Source organism: Streptomyces sp. DH12 (assembly GCF_020873895.1).
Classification (GTDB): Bacteria; Actinomycetota; Actinomycetes; order Streptomycetales; family Streptomycetaceae; genus Streptomyces.
The window spans coordinates 1-701 of the sequence record NZ_JAHWGT010000294.1 but is presented as its reverse complement, the minus strand read 5'-3'; the positions used below and the strand labels follow the sequence as shown (position 1 = coordinate 701).

The 701-nt window shown below is 68.9% G+C and carries 1 protein-coding gene and 1 pseudogene; both read right to left on the bottom strand.

The window, feature by feature from the left end; all coding sequences use genetic code 11:
- The coding region (locus LPA54_RS34125; protein WP_228984551.1) for a site-2 protease family protein at positions 1-217 on the bottom strand (217 nt) is incomplete at its 3' end.
- Positions 214-701: pseudogene (locus LPA54_RS34120) on the bottom strand (1-deoxy-D-xylulose-5-phosphate reductoisomerase); the annotation flags it as partial. The pseudogene LPA54_RS34120 and the gene LPA54_RS34125, both read right to left, overlap by 4 nt.

Here is a 701-nt window from a genome sequence, read left to right as displayed (position 1 = left end):
TCCGGATGTAGCCGCCGAAGGGGATCGCCTTGACGCCGTACTCGGTCTCGCCCTTGTGCCGCGACCAGATCGTCGGACCGAAGCCCACCATGTACTGCGGCACGCGGATGCCGAACATCTTGGCCGTGGACAGGTGCCCCAGTTCGTGCCAGGCGATGGAGAACAGCAGGCCGGCCGCGAAGACGACAATGCCGAGGATGAACATCTGGGTCGTCATGCACGCGCCTCCGCGCTCGCCGTCCGGGCTGTCAGTTCGCGGGCCCGCGTGCGGGCCCAGGTCTCCGCTTCGAGGACGTCCGGCACGGTCAGGGAGGTTCCCGCGGCGGGCGTTCCGTGTTCCTCGACCACCCGGGTGACCGTGTCGATGATGCCGAGGAACGGCAGCGCACCGGTGCGGAAGGCCTCGACGCACTCCTCGTTCGCGGCATTGAACACCGCGGGGGCGGTTCCCGCGAGCCCGCCGACGTGCCGGGCGAGGTTCACCGAGGGGAAGGCCTCGTCGTCGAGAGGGAAGAACTCCCAGGTGGACGCCTTGCTCCAGTCGAAGACCGGGGCCGCGTCGGGGACCCGTTCGGGCCAGCCGAGGCCGATGGCGATGGGGCCCCGCATGTCGGGGGGCGTCGCCTGGGCCAGTGTCGATCCGTCCGTGAACTCAACCATCGAGTGGACATACGACTGGGGATGCACGACCACCTCAATGC